General features: G+C 35.9%; 11 protein-coding genes, 1 tRNA gene and 1 pseudogene. 10 read left to right on the top strand and 3 right to left on the bottom strand.

Features of this window, described 5'->3' with window-relative positions; genetic code table 11:
• The first annotated feature begins 140 nt into the window (after positions 1-140).
• Entirely contained in the window at positions 141-458 is a 318-nt protein-coding gene (locus tag OPR49_RS06525; RefSeq protein ID WP_265027006.1) for a WD_0736 family protein, read from the top strand.
• Positions 459-464: 6 nt separating this feature from the next.
• On the opposite strand, the gene OPR49_RS06520 is transcribed toward OPR49_RS06525, so the two are convergent.
• Positions 465-1,736, bottom strand: coding sequence for a M16 family metallopeptidase (locus tag OPR49_RS06520; RefSeq protein ID WP_010962800.1), 1,272 nt, complete (start codon positions 1,734-1,736; stop codon positions 465-467).
• Positions 1,733-2,353, bottom strand: coding sequence for a superoxide dismutase (locus tag OPR49_RS06515; RefSeq protein ID WP_010082437.1), 621 nt, complete (start codon positions 2,351-2,353; stop codon positions 1,733-1,735). The genes OPR49_RS06520 and OPR49_RS06515 overlap by 4 nt, the downstream gene beginning before the upstream one ends.
• A gap of 602 nt (positions 2,354-2,955) precedes the next feature.
• On the opposite strand from OPR49_RS06515, the gene OPR49_RS07730 reads away from it, so the two are divergent.
• From OPR49_RS07730 to OPR49_RS06465, 9 genes are all read left to right on the top strand, one after another.
• The gene (locus OPR49_RS07730) at positions 2,956-3,141 is read left to right on the top strand and encodes a hypothetical protein (RefSeq protein ID WP_265027005.1); all 186 of its coding nucleotides are present in this window, start codon (positions 2,956-2,958) and stop codon (positions 3,139-3,141) included.
• 233 nt (positions 3,142-3,374) lie between these two features.
• A complete protein-coding gene (locus OPR49_RS06505; RefSeq protein ID WP_265027548.1) occupies positions 3,375-4,781 on the top strand; it encodes a cytochrome ubiquinol oxidase subunit I in 1,407 nt (468 codons plus the stop codon).
• Positions 4,774-5,796 (top strand): cytochrome d ubiquinol oxidase subunit II, encoded by a 1,023-nt coding sequence (gene cydB / locus OPR49_RS06500; protein WP_265027004.1) that lies wholly within the window; start codon positions 4,774-4,776, stop codon positions 5,794-5,796. Before OPR49_RS06505 ends, cydB begins: the two co-directional genes overlap by 8 nt.
• A 250-nt stretch (positions 5,797-6,046) precedes the next feature.
• Positions 6,047-6,931 (top strand): GTPase Era, encoded by an 885-nt coding sequence (gene era / locus OPR49_RS06495; RefSeq protein ID WP_010082484.1) that lies wholly within the window; start codon positions 6,047-6,049, stop codon positions 6,929-6,931.
• A complete protein-coding gene (locus OPR49_RS06490) occupies positions 6,924-7,745 on the top strand; it encodes a 3'-5' exonuclease (protein WP_265027003.1) in 822 nt (273 codons plus the stop codon). Before era ends, OPR49_RS06490 begins: the two co-directional genes overlap by 8 nt.
• Positions 7,746-7,952: 207 nt before the next feature.
• Complete coding sequence (locus OPR49_RS06485; RefSeq protein ID WP_265027002.1) at positions 7,953-9,953, top strand: WD0745 family porin; 2,001 nt, start codon at positions 7,953-7,955, stop codon at positions 9,951-9,953.
• A 111-nt stretch (positions 9,954-10,064) separates the two neighbouring features.
• Positions 10,065-10,283, top strand: coding sequence for a TA system antitoxin ParD family protein (locus tag OPR49_RS06480; RefSeq protein ID WP_065094882.1), 219 nt, complete (start codon positions 10,065-10,067; stop codon positions 10,281-10,283).
• Between the two features lie 408 nt (positions 10,284-10,691).
• The gene (locus OPR49_RS06470; RefSeq protein WP_182319462.1) at positions 10,692-11,498 is read left to right on the top strand and encodes a DUF2163 domain-containing protein; all 807 of its coding nucleotides are present in this window, start codon (positions 10,692-10,694) and stop codon (positions 11,496-11,498) included.
• A 29-nt stretch (positions 11,499-11,527) separates the two neighbouring features.
• Positions 11,528-11,614 (top strand) — tRNA-Ser (locus OPR49_RS06465).
• A gap of 106 nt (positions 11,615-11,720) precedes the next feature.
• Here the strand turns inward: OPR49_RS06465 and OPR49_RS07795 are convergent.
• Positions 11,721-12,647: pseudogene (locus tag OPR49_RS07795) on the bottom strand (IS5 family transposase).
• Positions 12,648-12,976: the final 329 nt, after the last annotated feature.

Genomic DNA, 12,976 nt, shown 5'->3' with positions numbered 1-12,976 from the left:
GCCTTCCTACTCCTTCTTCCTTGACTAATCCATAGTTAGCGTCTTTTGCACATGTGCGTTGCATTTTTTAATCTTCTTTAAAAACTTGACAATACATGACAACACTGGTATGTTAGAAATATAGTTTTTGTGAGATATTTATGGTTAGCAATAAAGAAAAGCATCAAATAGCGTTTTGCATTTCAGCCGTTACATTTTTAGCTGGGTTATCATTAATCACAACTGCAATTGCAGTGGGTACCGTACCTGCTATAGCTGCTTGTCTAGTGATAGGAGGAATTTTGACTGTCTTGTCTGGTGTGCAAGCAGTAGAAAGCTATTTATTTTTACGAAACAGCGAGAAAACTTTGAATAAACTGATGAGTAATATACGCGATGAACCAGAAAGCAAACTTTTTATAGAAAGGATTTTGCAACCGTTCATTGAACTTTTTAGTAAGCCTAAGCAACATAATTAAAGTACACTAAGCTTTAAGCATAGAAACCACTTTATCGTAACTTGGCAATGATTCAATTTCTCCAATTGCAGCTAGAGTGGTTTTTTCATGCTGAGATAACAATTCTTCTGCTGCTTTTTTTACGTTAGCAGTGGTAACTGCACTAATTTTTTCTATTAATTCATTTTTACTGATGTACCTATTATAGTTACCGTAGTAGTGTCCCAATGTTTCAGCACGTGAGCTAACACTTTCGCGTGACATTAAAATTTGGGATTTTACTCGCTCTTTCACTCTATTTACTTCTTCTTCCTTCAGATCATCTGTAGACAACTTCTTCAACTCTGTCGTTATAGATTTTAAAAGCTTATCTAAGTTACTACTGTCTGTACCAGCAAAAATGGAAAACATTCCTGTATTAGTATAGCTGGAATTAAATGAATAAACAGAGTAAGCTAATCCCTGCTTTTCCCTTACTTCCTGGAATAAACGTGATGACATTCCGCTCCCTAATATAGAATCAAGCACTTGAAACGTGTGATATTTATCGTCATGGCGAGAAACACTAGGTAGACCAATTAGCAAGTGTACCTGATCTAATTTACGATGTTCTAAATACTCACCACCAGTACAGCTCGCATTTTGGCTTTTTTTCAGCTTTTTAGAATGAATCTTTGAGAGAAAATCTTTGGTTAATGCAACAACTTCTTCATGTTCAACATTTCCTGCAACGGCAAATAGCATATTCTCACCAAAGTAATGCTCATTTATGTAATTATCTAGATCTCCTCGAGTAAAAGATTTTACAGTATTTTGCGTGCCTAAGATTGACCTACCAAATGGTTGGTCTTTATAAGCTGCCTCAAAATATTTGTCGAAAATAATGTCACTTGGTGAATCATTAGTTTGAAAAATCTCTTGTATTACAACACCCTTCTCACGTTCCAATTCATCTTCTGGAAACGTAGAATTCATCAATATATCTATTAATATATCAATACCAGTTTTTATGTCTTTCTTGAGGACTTTTGCATAATAGGTGGTGCTTTCCCTACCGGTGCTAGCGTTGAAAACTCCACCTATGTCATCAAAAGCTTTTGCAATTTCAAAGGCAGTTCTTGTCTTCGTCCCTTTGAAAGCCATGTGTTCTAAAAAATGGGATATTCCATTTTGCTTTGCACTTTCTGCTCTACTGCCAACACCAACTCGTATGCTTAAAGCTACGGAATCAATATCACGCACCTGCTCAGTTATTATGCGCAGACCATTATCTAATTTTGTTACCCGGGGTATATTCATCTCATATATTCTTCTAAGTTCTCTTCTGCAAAATCCCAATTAATCAAATGATCAAGGAAAACTTTTATGTAGTCAATTCTACGGTTTTGACAATCTAAATAATAGGCGTGCTCCCACACATCCATAGTGAGTAGTGGCACTTGGCCATAAATTATTGGCAAATCTGCATTTGGAGTCTTGGTGATTTTGAGCTTTCCTAACCTACCTTTTTCGAGCACTAACCATACCCATCCACTGCCAAACTGGCTTACTCCATGACTCGAAAATTCTTCATAAAATTTATCAAAGCCACCGATATCGTCTTGAATTTTTTTTGCTAGAAGACTACCATCTTTAGGCTTACCACCACCATTTTTTTTCATTGAATTCCAATAAAAAGTGTGATTCCAAACTTGTGCTGCATTATTAAATATAGGCAAGTTGCCGCTATTACCATGCACTTTTGTTATTAATTCCTCAATTTTTACATGTTGATAATCCGTATTTTCAACTAGCTCGTTGAGTTTATTTAAATATCCTTTATGGTGCTTATCATAATGAAAATCTAAGGTTTTTGCAGATATATAAGGCTCCAAAGCTGTTTTATCGTATGGTAATTCAGGTAAAGTAAAACTCATAAAAACCTCTTTATTTCTAACCTACTTGGATGGTAGGGCAATATATGCTTTTGTGCAACATATAATTAATAGCTAAAACATTTAGGTATCTATTGCATTATTCTAAATTATACTACAATAACGATTATTATATAAGCCATAGAAATGGATTAAATGCAAAAGTTACTTGACACCCTTCGCCAACCCCCTTATCATGAAACTGAAGCTATTTATTTATCTTCTCTGTACAGATAAAATGACAAAAAAACTCAACGTATTTGGCGTCTCATGTTTAATTTTTTGCACTATGTGCACCTTATGTCTTCACAACATTTCTGGGTTTTTACCTATATAAGCTGAAACGCGCTTATAAGTCGTTTAAGACAGTATAGTACGCCGATTTGCAGGATTAGAGAGTGACAACTAGCTAACACGGGGTTTCTTTTGCCTTTTTTTCTGCTTAGTAAATTTCTTAAACATTCAAACTAAGGTGAGTTGCATTTAAAAGCAGCTAAATTGCAGCGTTTAAGACTTAAAAAACGCCAATACTGAAAACAGACAATGACTAGGGCTTCTTTTGCCTTTTTTTTCGTTTGGTAAATTTCTTAATATTTGTAGCTAACATGAACAAACATTTGAGAGTAACTTCTGCTAGTAGGGTGTCATCCCAGTGCTTGACACTGGGATCCAGCTTTCTTTATAAATTCACCAAAAGTGCTTCATTCTATAACGCAAAACCCATACTCACCAAACCCAATGCATTACTTGCAACTAAGTTTCCTGGATCCCAGTGTCAAGCACTGGGATGACATCATAGGGGCGCTGGCCTGACAATCGTCATTCCGCTACGTGTTAGCGGAATCTAGAGATACCGTGACGGTATGACAAGGGAGAACAGTTGTATTCCTGCACAATTTATTCTCATGACAAAAACGTCTTAACTTTCTCTCTACTTTTTCTGGGTAAGGTCAATTTTGTGAAAAAATGGATTGAATTATAGGCAGATTTGGCTATTATTTGTAATACATGGGTATTAGGTAAAATGTTTAAATTTGATCCTTTATTATTAGCTCGAATTCAGTTTGCCTTCACAATAGGCTTTCACATTATATTTCCTGCTTTCACGATCGGGCTTGCAAGTTTTCTAGCCTTTTTGGAATGGTGTTGGCTTAAGACTGGTGATACACGTTTCCGTGATGTTTATAAATTCTGGATCAAGATTTTTGCCGTTGCTTTTGGCATGGGAGTGGTATCTGGAGTTGTAATGTCATATCAACTTGGTACCAATTGGTCGATTTTTTCTGACCGCATAGCCAATGTTCTCGGCCCTCTATTTTCCTTTGAGGTTTTAACAGCCTTTTTTCTGGAGGCATCTTTTTTGAGTATTATGCTATTTGGATGGAATAGAGTAAGTTCTCGTATGCACTTTGCTTCTACTTGTATTGTTGCAGTGGGAACGCTTATTTCAGCTTTTTGGATTATTGCAGCCAACAGTTGGATGCAAACACCCGCTGGATTCACGATTGGTGAGGATGGTCTCCTATATCCAACCAATTGGTTAGAGATTATTTTTAATCCTTCTTTCCCTTATCGCTTTATTCATATGGTAACAGCAGCCTATCTTACAACAGCTTTTGTGGTTGGTGGTGTAGGAGCATTTTATCTTTGGAGAAAACGACATGCTCCTCAAGCAAGAATTATGCTTGGTATGGCAACCATTATGGTAGCTTTAGCTGCACCATTTCAGCTGTTCATGGGAGATAGGCATGGATTAAATACACTAAAGCATCAACCTGCTAAGATTGCTGCAATGGAAGGTATATGGGAAACCGAAAAAGGGGCTGGCTTACTTTTATTTGCTTATCCGGATCAGCAAAATGAAATTAATCACTACGAAATAAAAATTCCTAATCTTGCCAGCTTGATCTTAACACATGATTTTTTAGGAGAAGTAAAAGGATTAAAGGAATGGAAAAAAGAAGATAGACCGCCTGTAGTATGGGTATTTTGGTCCTTCCGTGTAATGGTTGGAATCGGAATTTTAATGATTATGATTGGATTAGTTAGTGTTATACAATACTTTCGTGGCAAGTTATTCCAAAGTTGTTTCTTGCATGGATGGTGGATGTTAATGATGCCGTCTGGGTTCATAGCATTACTTGCAGGTTGGTTTACTACTGAAATTGGCCGTCAACCTTACACTGTATATGGAATTATGCGCACAATTGAATCATTTTCACCTGTGATTACCGGTCCTCAGGTTGCATGGTCTTTGATTGCATTTATCGTTATGTATACCCTTATATTTGGAGCAGGCAGTTACTATATCCTGAAACTTATATACAAAGGAATTCCTGTCATTAAAGAAGAAGAGCAATTTTATAAACACGGTATTGGAGCTTCAGTGATTGATGCTGGTACATCTGGAAAGGACAACAATCATGTTTGATTTTTCTTCCTTAATTAATTTACCCCTAATCTGGGGATTACTAATTGCCATAGCTGTTTTACTGTATATTTTAATGGATGGGTTTGATTTAGGTATTGGTATTTTACTTCCTTTTGCACCGTCAGATAAATGCCGTGATCACATGATAAGCTCAATTGCACCATTTTGGGATGGAAACGAAACATGGTTGGTATTGGGTGGTGGAGGGTTGTTTGCTGCTTTTCCTCTTGCATATTCAATATTAATGCCTGCTTTTTATATTCCAATCATTATTATGCTGCTTGGCCTTATAGTGCGCGGAGTATCCTTTGAGTTTCGTTTTAAGGCAGAAGGAAAATACAGGCAATTATGGGATTATGCCTTTCATTTTGGGTCACTTGGTGCTGCATTTTGCCAAGGCATGATTTTAGGTGCATTTATACATGGTGTAGAAGTAAACGGACGCAACTTTTCTGGTGGCCAATTTGATTGGGCAAGTGCTTTTAGTGTAATGACAGGCATTGCTGTGATATTTGGATATGCACTTTTAGGTTCTACATGGCTCATAATGAAGACAGAAAATATAACACAAGAATGGGCACGCAAGGTTGCTTCTTATACGCTTGGTTTTGTAGGTATTTTCATGGGACTAGTGAGTGTAGTGACACCATTTTTAAATGAACGTATTAAAAACTTTTGGTTTAGCATGGCAAATTTTTATTATTTATTTTCTATTCCATTACTCACATCTTGGCTATTTTTCATGCTGTGGTTTGATCTTCAGAATACTAAACGGGAGTACCGTCCATTCTTTCTCAGTATTGCTATTTTTTTTATGGGATATTTAGGTTTAGGAATTAGTATCTACCCATGGATTATACCTTTTCAATATACCATTCTGGATGCAGCTGCTTCTGGGCCAAGTTTATCTTTAATGCTCATTGTTATAATACCGCTTTTACCAATCATTTTAACTTACACTGGTTATTGCTATTATGTCTTTCGTGGAAAATCAAATTATGAACACACATATTAAGGAGTTAGTGACCTTATGGTTAAAACGTTACCCTTAAATCAAGCAGTCGTTCAGGCAATGGCGTCAACTTAAGAGCCTTCATTAGCAAACCCTCCTATGGATTTTCTGAAAAGTTTTTGAGTATATTGTATTTTTAATTTGTAGAATAAGTTTTTTTCCTTTTTGCATGCTAACCAAAAAGGGTTCTGTCATCCTTCTTGTCATATAAGTAGCTTGACGCGGGCATTCAGTTTTCTTTATAATTTTCTTTGTGAAAGAACAAAAATGCTTATTTGTAACCATAGCTGGCTTACCAAATGCTGGGAAGTCTACATTAATTAACAGCATCATAGGCAAGAAAATTGCAATTGTCACCCCTAAAGTGCAAACAACAAGGACGCAAATAAGGGGTGTTGCAACATGCAACAACACACAAATTGTCTTTACTGACTCCCCAGGAATTTTCTCAGCAGAAACAAAACTTGAAAAAGCTTTAGTCAAATCTGCATGGTCGGCAGTTAAGGATAGTGACATCACTTTGTTGCTTGTTGATGTAAGCAATTATTTGAAAAATATCGAAAGAATTAAGACTATATTTATGCGGCTGCAGCGCACAAAAGGCAGATGCATTTTGGTTATCAATAAAACTGATTTGGTAAAAAGGCCTGAATTAAAGATGGCGCATGAGCATCTGAATTTGCTTTATAAATTTGAAAAGGTTTTTATGATATCAGCATTAAAGAATGATGGACTTTCTGATTTGATGAATTACTTGTCTGAAGTTGCATCGGTGAGCCCCTGGTTTTATGAAGAAGATCAAATAACCGATTCCTCGACAAATTTTTTATCAGCAGAAATTACGAGAGAAAAATTATTCTTGAACTTGCGTGAAGAATTGCCATACTCTACAGCTGTTATAACTGAACAATTTGAGGAAAAAAAAGATAAGAGTTTAGTCATCAAACAGATCATATTTGTGTTGAAAGATAGTCATAAAAAAATAGTGCTAGGAAAAGATGGCAGTAATATTAAAAAAATTAATATCGAAGCGCGTGCTGAACTAGAAAAATTATTTGAGTGCAAGGTACACCTCTTTTTATTTGTGAAAGTGCGACCTTGGATCGACCGTCCGGAGGAGTATATAGGCAATGCTTAATTCTTTATTGGTATTTGATATTGAAACTATACCAGATGTAAATTCCTGCAAAAATTTACTCAATATTAGTGATGATAGTAGTGTAGAAGAGAAGAGGGATGCATTAACAAAATATCATCTTGAAATAACAAACGGGCAAAACTCTTTTCTGCGTCAGCCTTTTCACCTTGTTGTAGTTATTAGTTTTTTACTTTGCAATATAAGCTACCAGAGTGGTTATGAGGTGTTCACACTGCAAGAAATAAGATCTGGAGGCACACTAAATTCCAGTGAAAAGGAGCTAGTGAAAGGATTTTTTAACTACATATCAGAGAAAAAGCCAAGATTAGTTTCGTTCAACGGACGCACTTTTGATATACCAGTGCTGAAGTATCGTGCTATGGTCCATTGCATTCAAGCAGAATATTTTCATAAAGCCGGCGATAAGTGGAATAGTTACAATCAGAGATATAGCAGTGATTGGCATTGTGATTTGCTTGAATCCCTCTCTGATTTTGGAGCTTCTGCGAGAGTAAAAATGAACGAAGTTTGTGCAGCATTTAATCTTCCTGGTAAGATTGGAGTTGATGGGTCACAAGTTATGGACTTATACGATAGCGGCAAGATACAAGAGATTCGAGATTATTGTGAAACAGATGTAATTAACACTTATTTGATTTACTTAAGGTTCATGCATCATCAGGGAAGGATTACTACTGAAAGCTACAACAAAAGTGCGGAAGAGCTGCTTTTAGAGTGCGAAAAAAAAGAATACCTAAAGAAATTTAAAGAAGAATGGGAAAGAACTTGTGGTGGAAAAATTTTACTTCCATAGAATAAATAGTCGAGTTATAATGCACTAACAAGCGAACCTCTGTACTAAATTTTGGTTAATATACACGTTGAGCATATTAAGAAAGTTGCTTTTAAGGTATTGCATTTTACTTTTATTTTCGTTATAAGGTTGCTTTAAGTTGAATTTTCAACATTTTTATACTATTTACATTTAAGATATGATTTCGAAATTTTTTGGGGGCACTTCATGAAAAAGTCTATGTATACTAGAACTGCTCTAGTTTCTTTATTAACTTTATGTTCTTTCAGCAGTTTTGCAGCTGACTTTCCTGATGAGAGCATGAAGGAAATAAAAAAGCAAGAGAGCACAAAAACTTCTGGAAAAACAGAAGTTATGAAAACATCAAATAAAAAACTGAAAGAAAAGATGGACAGAATATGTAATGCTGATCCAAGAAAAAAAGCTGAAGAGCTTAAGAAAAAGGAGGAGATGAGATTAGCAGCCGAGCAGAAGAAAAAAGAGGAGATCAGGCTAGCAAATGAGAAAAAAGCAAAGCTTATAGAGGATTCAAAAGCGAAAGCTCTAAACGCTAAGAATTCTAATATAGAAAAAGGTAAAGTTTCAAAAACTAAGCGTTCTAAAACTAAGAATGCTAAAGTTGAAGCTAAAGATGTAAAGAAGGATGTAAAAGTTGTTAACAAAAATACAGAGGAAAAAGGTAAGGCAAGTCCTGTTGTTTCAGTTGGTGGAGTTGATATTATCGATACCAATCAAGGGCAAAGTAATTTAAGAATAACTTTTGGTGGTGTTGTTGATGCTCAAGGTTATGGTAAAGCAGGGCCAAGTGGCGCAGATTATAAACGCTACGACGTTATGCCTGGCAAATCTATAAATTATTATGAGGATGCTACGGATAAGGTAAAAGGAGCAAATCCAGTGTTCCCTGAGGGAATAGGAAATATCGGTGACTATAGCGATAATATGGGTATGATTGCTGATGCGATATTGCACCTCAGAGCAGAAAATAAGAATGAAGATTTAGGTCTTCTTTATGGTGCTGACGTGCAGTTTCATGTTCCAGTGACCGAAGGTAAGGGAGCTTCACAGGGTGTTTATGCTGCAAAAGGCAGAAGTGCGCATGTGTTTGTTAACTCAAAATATGGTGATGTGAAGCTTGGTTATCAATTTGGTCCTGAGGCTCTGATGAGACTTGATGCAACAAGAATTGCAACTGTTGACGGAGCTGCAGATAGTGACTGGTTCAGAAAAGTGAACTTAGAAGGAAGCGCTGCAAGCTTTCCATTTTATGTAACACCACGTCTTTACACTGAAAGTTTTTCGAGTGAAAGTGAAAAATTCTCTTTCCGCATGGCAGGGAAATATAACAAAGGCGTTATGACTACACTGCCGTTTAGAGTTGCTTACTACTCACCAAATTATATGGGCGCAAGGTTTGGCATCAGTTATGCACCTCGTTATGATAGTAGCTTGTTTACTGTAAAAGAAACAATTCCTTTTGAGGAGGATAAAAATGGTACTAAGGTGCTAAAGCATAAAGAAGAGATAAAGCATGTCGGTCCAGACTATGAGCACATAGTAAGTGCTGGTGCATCATATGAATATGACTTTGATAAACATAACATAAAAGTTAAAACTTCTGCAGTTGGTGAGTATGGCTGGCCAAAACAATCAAATAAAGATAAGCATGTTTATGATGAATATGTAGAGTACAATGACCTGATGGGTGTTAATTTGGGTGTAAGCGCTGATTATAAGATTAATGAAGATCAAGGCGTAAAATTTGCTGCTTCTTTTGCATATTTGGGCAAATCTGGTCAACCGAAGGGTATTAAAAAATTAGTTGGTGATACCTATACGGAAATTGATAGTAAAGATCCTACTGATGGTAAAAGAGTGGAAGGACTGAAAGCTCAATTTGGTAAAGATAGTATAGATACCATGTATTGGACTGTAGGAGCTGGTTATCAACATGAGAATATCTACACAAGTTTGACGTACTTTGGTAGCAGAATGAATGATGGAGATATGCTTCATGATGGTGCACTTGGCGTTCAATATGATCTATCTCCTGCATGCAGTAAGAGCAAATTTGTTCCTTACGCAGCTCTTCATTATTTTATGACTAACGAGAAAGGTAATGATATTAAGCTGAAAGATAAGCCTAATGATGCTGTACCTTCTAACCAAGGAATTCTCCTTCTTACTGGTGTGAAGTTTTCTTTCTAACCAGCCAGTACACACCACAGTTTAATGTGGTGTGTATTTCCAGATGAAAATTTTATATTGAAAAAATTTCCAATATATGGTATAATAGCTTAAAGTAGAAGTAACAATATCATGGATATAACAGTAAATCTTGATGGAGAATTTGAGGAAATAGTACAGTCCCATTCCATGTTACAAAATCGTTCCGTACCACAACAAATCGAGCATTGGGCTAAAATTGGTCAAGTTGTTGAAGATAACCCGGAGCTAAGCTATAACATCATTAAAGAAATCCTTTCAGGTATTGAGGATGCTAAATTAGGCAATATTGAAGAGTATAAGCCTTTGTAGCCATATTCCATAAGTGCTCCTTTTCTATCGTCTCAGTGCCAATTTTTGTCATACCAGTATTTCTCTCCTTGTTATCCCAGCACCCCTTTCCTGTCATTCCAGTGCTTGACACTGGAATCCAGCTTTTGATCGAAAATGTTGTATAATGCACAATCAATTTTTCTGGATCCCAGTGTCTGGGCACTGGGATGACACCTTTGTCTTTGAGGCAAAACCGGCTATAACACTTAACATACTGCCTTTACAAACAAATGTTTGTACAGCTGTATGTCAAGCACTGGAATGACACCCTATGGTCACCGGAATGACGCTTTATGGCTACTTAGATGATGAGAAAAGAACACACTGCCCTTATTCTACTGGCCGTATAGCTACTTTCAAATTTAATCAATTAAGCAGGAGGCCCCTATGCAAACCACACTAAAAAATCATTTAGCTGGAGAATTACTTACCACCGCTACGTGCTGGAAATTAAAGCTCGCAGGTGGAGAAGTAATGGGATTCACTGACTATGATGAAGATTTAAATATTGATAATATACTCTATAAATCTTCAAGTGGATTTACAGCCAGTAGTATAATATTAAACAGCGATTTAAAAACTGATAATCTAGAAATTGAAGGGATATTAAATAGTGCTGATATTAAAGAAGAAGATGTTTTATCAGGAAAGTACGACTTTGCAAATATTGAAATATTTCTTGTGAATTATAAAGACTTGACCCAGGGAACAATGAATCTACATTCAGGAATTTTTGGTAAAGTGACATTAAGTAGTGGAAGATTTATTGTTGAAATTAGAGGGCTTTCAGCAAAGCTTGAGAGAAGCATAGCAGAATTATACTCTCCTGCATGCAGAGCACAATTTTGCGATGATAAATGTAAAGCCGATACTAAAAAATTTAGTAAAATAAGTACAATCACTAAAGTAATAGACGAAAGAAGATTTGAAGACACGAATTTAACTGAGAGTGATGAATATTATAAGCACGGAGTAGTAAAATTCTTTGGCTCAACAGCATTTGAAGGTGTAGTAAAAGAATATAAAAATAAAGTAGTTACATTGTTTACTGCGCCTCCATACCAAATTTTCGCTGGAGATAAATATTCAATACTTGCAGGTTGCGATAAAACATTTCCAACTTGCAGAAGCAAGTTTAACAATACTGTGAATTTTCGTGGTGAACCCTATATACCAGGTTTTTATATTGTTTAGCAGCACAATTTTCAATATCATGAATACATGGAAAGGTGGCTGAGTGGTCTAAAGCACACGCTTGGAAAGCGTGCACATATGAAAATATGTCGGGGGTTCAAATCCCCCCTTTTCCGTATGTTACTTCTCGAATAGTATAAAACCCTCGGTCGCGCACACAACTGCACGAACATTGTAATATGGTACAATGTTACAACTATGCGGTGGTAATTTACGATAAATTCATGTAGCCATTTCAAATTTAGCCATACCAATGTCAGTAAATTGATTAAGCAAATAACACTTGAGTAGCAGTTCCTTCCCACGATTAATTTCAGATTTGTTCCGAAAATTAAACCCGAATGTTTGTTTCAGTCGCGAGAAAAAACTTTCTACATAAGATCTTTTTCCGTAGTTTGTTTGCCTTTTCCACCTCTTCATTCCATCTTCGCTGTATGACTTTATTAGTCTAATTGCAGCATTTCTCTCTGCCATACTTTGGATGCTCTGCTGCATTGTTTTTTTGGAGGAATTTTTGTCTTTATGCCGCATTCATCACACAATTTATAGAGTTTATGTCTGTCATATGCTCTGTCTGCATATAGTGCTTTTATGGCATGCTGAAAATTAACTCCTTTAAGTAAATCGCAAGCTCCATAGTGATCAGACCGTTACTGTATTTTGCAGCTATGGCTTTTTTGCTGTTTATATTCAACATTACATGCAATTTTCTTGTCTGTTCATAGCCACGATATTTTCTGTCAGCGCTATTTTCCTTGCTGTGTGTTGTTATAAATGCTGATGCTTGTGCTATCTATGGCAATTTCGATATCTTCCATATTATTTTTATCAATTCTGCAATCATTGATCTTAATATTAAGTTTTTTTTGAAGTTTGCGAATAGCTGATAACTGCCAAATCTCTTCCTATTTGTTGCAAATATCCTTTTATAAACCCGACTGTTTGTCTTAAGCCAATTCTAAAAAGATTAACGATTATATGCACTAAAATCACAACTTTATCACTATAAATATAGTTGCCGCCCTGCATTTTTGGACTATTTTCATACCAATTTTCGATAGCTTTATCGATGTAACGAAAAATATTTCCTCTTTTTTCTAGAAATTTGTTATATTCATGGCAGTTACTAACTCTCATTTTTTGTGGCATATTTTTTCTTCAACAGTTAAATAGCTATTTATAATGAATTTTGTCAGTAGCCACCAGATTTTTTCAGTTGCTATGCAACAAAGCCATCCCAGTGCCAAGCACTGGGATGACAGGAAAAGAGGCTATTTGGATGACATCTTTCTTCTTGGTATAAATTACTTTTATATCTCAATGTTCATACAGCTATGCACGTTGCTGCATAGTGGATGAGGTGTACTACCTCTAAGAATATACATTATCTCACATAATAATATAATATTTCGTTCATAAATCAACGTTTTTAACATGCAGCAAGAACATTTCCGTTGTAATTAAGGTTCTTAAGATGT

The organism is Wolbachia endosymbiont (group A) of Bombylius major, from assembly GCF_947251895.1.
Classification (GTDB): domain Bacteria; phylum Pseudomonadota; class Alphaproteobacteria; order Rickettsiales; family Anaplasmataceae; genus Wolbachia; species Wolbachia pipientis.
This window is presented reverse-complemented; position numbering and strand designations above follow the sequence as displayed.

Bases quoted from the DNA above. Each gene is read 5' to 3' on its own strand.
- OPR49_RS06520 (WP_010962800.1), bottom strand. From the start codon at position 1,736: ATGAATATACCCCGGGTAACAAAATTAGATAATGGTCTGCGCATAATA.
- OPR49_RS06490 (WP_265027003.1), top strand. From the start codon at position 6,924: ATGCTTAATTCTTTATTGGTATTTGATATTGAAACTATACCAGATGTA.
- OPR49_RS06480 (WP_065094882.1), top strand. From the start codon at position 10,065: ATGGATATAACAGTAAATCTTGATGGAGAATTTGAGGAAATAGTACAG.
- OPR49_RS06505 (WP_265027548.1), top strand. From the start codon at position 3,375: ATGTTTAAATTTGATCCTTTATTATTAGCTCGAATTCAGTTTGCCTTC.
- cydB (WP_265027004.1), top strand. From the start codon at position 4,774: ATGTTTGATTTTTCTTCCTTAATTAATTTACCCCTAATCTGGGGATTA.
- OPR49_RS06470 (WP_182319462.1), top strand. From the start codon at position 10,692: ATGCAAACCACACTAAAAAATCATTTAGCTGGAGAATTACTTACCACC.
- OPR49_RS06525 (WP_265027006.1), top strand. From the start codon at position 141: ATGGTTAGCAATAAAGAAAAGCATCAAATAGCGTTTTGCATTTCAGCC.
- OPR49_RS06515 (WP_010082437.1), bottom strand. From the start codon at position 2,353: ATGAGTTTTACTTTACCTGAATTACCATACGATAAAACAGCTTTGGAG.
- OPR49_RS07730 (WP_265027005.1), top strand. From the start codon at position 2,956: ATGAACAAACATTTGAGAGTAACTTCTGCTAGTAGGGTGTCATCCCAG.
- OPR49_RS06485 (WP_265027002.1), top strand. From the start codon at position 7,953: ATGAAAAAGTCTATGTATACTAGAACTGCTCTAGTTTCTTTATTAACT.